Origin of the sequence: Streptomyces niphimycinicus, from assembly GCF_018883605.1 — a bacterium.
GTDB lineage: Bacteria > Actinomycetota > Actinomycetes > Streptomycetales > Streptomycetaceae > Streptomyces > Streptomyces niphimycinicus.
The window spans coordinates 1-3948 of record NZ_JAHLEM010001041.1 but is presented as its reverse complement, the minus strand read 5'-3'; the positions used below and the strand labels follow the sequence as shown (position 1 = coordinate 3948).

The following is a 3948-nucleotide window of genomic DNA, read 5'->3' as shown; positions in this document are numbered from 1 at the left end:
GGTGGCGCGCGCGGCTCATGGCGGCGCGCGCACGGCCCCAGAGCGCCGCGCGCCTCCGTACGCCCCGTGACCCCTGGCGGGCCAGGGCGGTTGTCGCGTCATGCACCATGACCGCTCTCCGTCCATGGCCCGCCTCGCCGCCGCGTCCCTGGCCGGCACCGCGATCGAGTTCTACGACTTCTTCGTCTACGGCACGGCCGCGGCCCTCGTCCTCGGCCCGCTGTTCTTCCCCACCTTCTCGCCGCTGGCCGGCACCCTCGCCGCCTTCGGCACCTTCGCCGTCGGCTTCGTCTCCCGGCCCCTTGGCTCGATGCTCTTCGGGCCCATCGGCGACCGCCACGGGCGCCGGCCGGTGCTGATCGCCTCCCTGCTGCTCACCGGCGTCGCGACCGTCGCCGTGGGCTTCGTCCCGACCTATGACTCGATCGGCATCGCCGCCCCCGCCCTGCTGCTCGTGCTGCGCTTTCTCCAGGGGCTGGGGCTCGGCGGCGAATGGGGCGGCGCGGTGCTGCTGACCGCCGAGCACGCGCCCCCGGAGCGGCGCGGGCTGTGGTCGGGCTTTCCGCAGGTCGGCCCGGCTGTCGGTTTTCTGCTGGCCAACGGCACGATGCTGGCCCTGTCGGCCACGCTGACCGACGCCGAGTTCCGGTCCTGGGGGTGGCGGGTGCCGTTCTGGGGCGCGGGGCTGCTGGCGGGGGCCGGGCTGCTGCTGCGGGCCCAGTTGACCGAGTCCCCGCGGTTCCAGGAGCTGGCCGAGCAGGGCGACCGGGCCGCCGCGCCGCTGGCCGAGGTGGTGCGCGGCCACTGGCGGCTGGTCCTGCTGACCGCGGGCGGGCTCGCGGTGGGCTATGCCGTCTTCTACGCGGTCACGACCTGGTCCCTGGCGTACGGCACGGAGCGGCTCGGTGTCGCCCGCACCACCCTGCTGGGCTGCATCATGGCGGCCGTGGCGGTCATGGGCGCCCTGACGCCGCTGGCGGCCCATCTCGGCGACCGCTTCGGGCGGCGGCCGCTGTGTCTGGTGGGCTGTGTGGCCACCATGGTGTGGATGTTTCCGCTGGTCGCGCTGTTGCGCACCGGTGAGCCGCCGCTGATGTTCCTCGGCATCCTGGGCGCGCTGCTCGCCTTCATCAGCATGTTCGCCGTGACCTCGGCCTATCTGCCCGAGCTGTTCGAGGCGCGGGTGCGCTGCACGGGGGCGGCGCTCGGCTACAACCTCGCGGGCGTCCTGGGCGGGGCGCTCACGCCGATCGTCGCGACGGCGATGTCCCACGGCGACGGGCCGCCCTGGGGCGTCGCCGCGTATCTGACCGCCGCCGCGCTGTTGAGCCTGGGCTGCTTCGTCGTGCTGCCGGAGACACGGCCGACGGCCGACCGCCCGGATGGTGGACGATCGGCCGTACGGCCTCTGGAGGCCGGGGAGGCGGCCGTGTGAGCCGTCTCCCGGACCCGGACGCGGACAGTCGCCGTACGCCGTCTGACGCCGTCGGGCGTGTCAGGGCGGTGACGCCGCGGAAGGCGCCGTCAGACGTCGACGCTGTCCTTGTCCCGGGCCCGGCCCTCCCCGCTCCCCGCCTCCGCCAGGGCCTGCTTCTTCGAGGCGTAGAGACTGGTGACCGTCGTGACGGCGAGCACCGCGCAGATGACCCCGAGCGAGACCGGGATGCTGATCTCCGGGACATGCGCCCCGGCCTCGTGCAGCGCGTGCAGCACCAGCTTGACGCCGATGAAGCCGAGGATGATCGACAGCCCGTACGAGAGGTGGACCAGCTTCTTCAGCAGGCCGCCGATGAGGAAGTAGAGCTGGCGCAGACCCATCAGCGCGAAGGCGTTGGCGGTGAAGACGATGTACGGGTCCTGGGTGAGGCCGAAGATCGCGGGTATCGAGTCCAGCGCGAACAGGACGTCCGTGGTGCCGATCGCCAGCATGACGATCAGCATCGGGGTCATCAGCCGCTTGCCGTTCTCCATGATGAACAGCTTGGTGCCGTGGTACTGGTCGGTGGACGGGAACCGCTTCTCGACCGCCTTGAGCAGCCGGTTCTCCTCGAACTCCTCTTCCTCCTCACCGGCCCGGGCCTCCTGGACGAGCTTCCAGGCCGTCCATATGAGGAAGGCGCCGAAGATGAAGAAGACCCAGGAGAAGGTCGAGACGATCGCGGCACCGGCGGCGATGAAGACCGCACGCAGCACAAGGGCGATGAGCACGCCCACCATGAGCACACGCTGCTGGTAGATCGTCGGCACGGAGAACTTCGCCATGATCAGGACGAAGACGAAGAGGTTGTCGACGCTCAGGGACTTCTCGGTGATGAAGCCCGCGAAGAACTCACCGGAGGGCTGACCGCCCGCGAAGACCAGCAGCCCGAGCCCGAAGAGCGCGGCGAGGGCGACCCAGACGGCCGTCCAGATCCCGGCCTCCTTGATGGAGACCTCATGCGGCTTGCGGCCGCCTATGAAGAAGTCGACGGCGATGAGAGCGCAGAGGCCGACGATCGTCAGCCCCCACATGGTCACGGAAACGTCCACAGTTCCTCCGGCATTCGTACGGCAATCTCAGCGTCGTCGCTGCCGGAGGTCTCTTCCGCCCATGGACCGTGCCACGGACCGGCGCCCCGGGATTCCGCCCGGCCTCCTGGGGCCGGACGGAATCCGTGGTGACGGGAACACCGCTACAGGAGTACTCCCCTCCGCGCATCCGAGAGTACAGGAATTCCCATGGAAGAGTAAAGAGATGGGCAAAAGCCCAGGTCAGTTGCCATATGATGGGCGGGCCCTGGCGGCCTTCAGAGCCTTCGCGGCCCGGCCCGCCTCCCCCAGCACCTGCTCCAGCACCCGGCTGCCCCGCGGCACCATCGACGGCTCGTACGTCCACGCATGGCCCACCCAGGGGTCGGCGAGGTGGTCGTCGGCGACCGGGGTGAGCCGCAGCAGCGACCGCCACAGCGGGTCCAGCACCGGACCATAGGCCCGCGCGTCCTCACGGTCGGCGACCATCATCAGATGCACGCCCACGGCGGGCCCCTCGTCCGCCAGATAGCGCAACTGGGTGACGGCCCGGTCGTCGAAGCCGTGCGGGAAGTCGTGGACGATCAGCAACTGCTCGGCGGTGTCCAGATCGGGCGGCAGCGCGTCCGTGGCACCGCTGCGGACCGCCATCTGCACCAGGTCGACGCGCCGGGTCAGGGCGGCCAGCACCGTGGAGACCCCCTGGGCCCCGGCGGCCGGCGGCTCGGCCAGCGCACCCGACGCCACCAGCGGGGCGAACGAGCCCGCGGCCGAACCCGCCGGGTCGATCACATGCACCGCGATCTCCCCCGCCGGGTAGACGGCCAGCAGCCGCGCGGCGATCGCGACCGCCGCGTCCGCGGCCAGCCTGCGCAGCTCACCGGAGTCGGCCGGCCCCTCGTCGAACCCGCCCGAACGCCCCGCGTCGATCCACAGCCCCCGCTCCAGCGGCAGCCGCACCAGCATGGGGATGCGCAAGTCGGCGCGCTCCGGGAGGTGCAGATCGCCCACCCGCAGGGCCATCGGGACCTCCATCGGCACCTGATACGCCTGCCACACCGGGCTGTCCCAGCGGGCGTAGGCGGGCGGCAGCGCGGGCTCCACCACCTCGGCCTCGGCGGTGAGCTGCGCCAGATCGCGGTCGAGGGCGGCGCGGGCCTGCTCGACGAGATCGGTGTGCTTGGCGCGCGCCGCGGCACGGGCGGAGTCGGCGGCCGGGCCCACCCGGGTGCGCGGGTCGGAGAGCACCCGGTCCAGCTCCTGCTCCATCCGGGACTCGGCGAAGTCCACGGCGCTGCGGTAGGCCGCGGCCGTCCGGGCCAGATCCTCGAACATCCCCCAGACCTGGTTGTAGAGCCGCTCGTCCATGGTCCAGCCGGAGGCGTCGCCCGCGACCGGCTGGGCGGGCTGCCCGGGTGCGGCGGGCGGCGCGGTGGGGGC

The 3948-nt window shown here is 72.0% G+C and carries 2 protein-coding genes and 1 pseudogene; 1 reads left to right on the top strand and 2 read right to left on the bottom strand.

Features of this window, described 5'->3' with window-relative positions; all coding sequences use genetic code 11:
* Window positions 1–124: 124 nt before the first annotated feature.
* Window positions 125–1435, top strand: a complete 1311-nt coding sequence (locus KN815_RS47330; RefSeq protein ID WP_216347945.1) for an MFS transporter — start codon at window positions 125–127, stop codon at window positions 1433–1435.
* A gap of 89 nt (window positions 1436–1524) precedes the next feature.
* Here the strand turns inward: KN815_RS47330 and KN815_RS47325 are convergent, their stop codons facing one another.
* Together KN815_RS47325 and KN815_RS47320 are read right to left on the bottom strand one after the other, a co-directional pair.
* Window positions 1525–2529: a TerC family protein gene (locus KN815_RS47325; RefSeq protein ID WP_216347944.1), complete on the bottom strand. Its 1005-nt coding sequence runs from the start codon at window positions 2527–2529 to the stop codon at window positions 1525–1527.
* A gap of 222 nt (window positions 2530–2751) precedes the next feature.
* A pseudogene (locus KN815_RS47320) lies at window positions 2752–3948 on the bottom strand (TerD family protein); the annotation flags it as partial.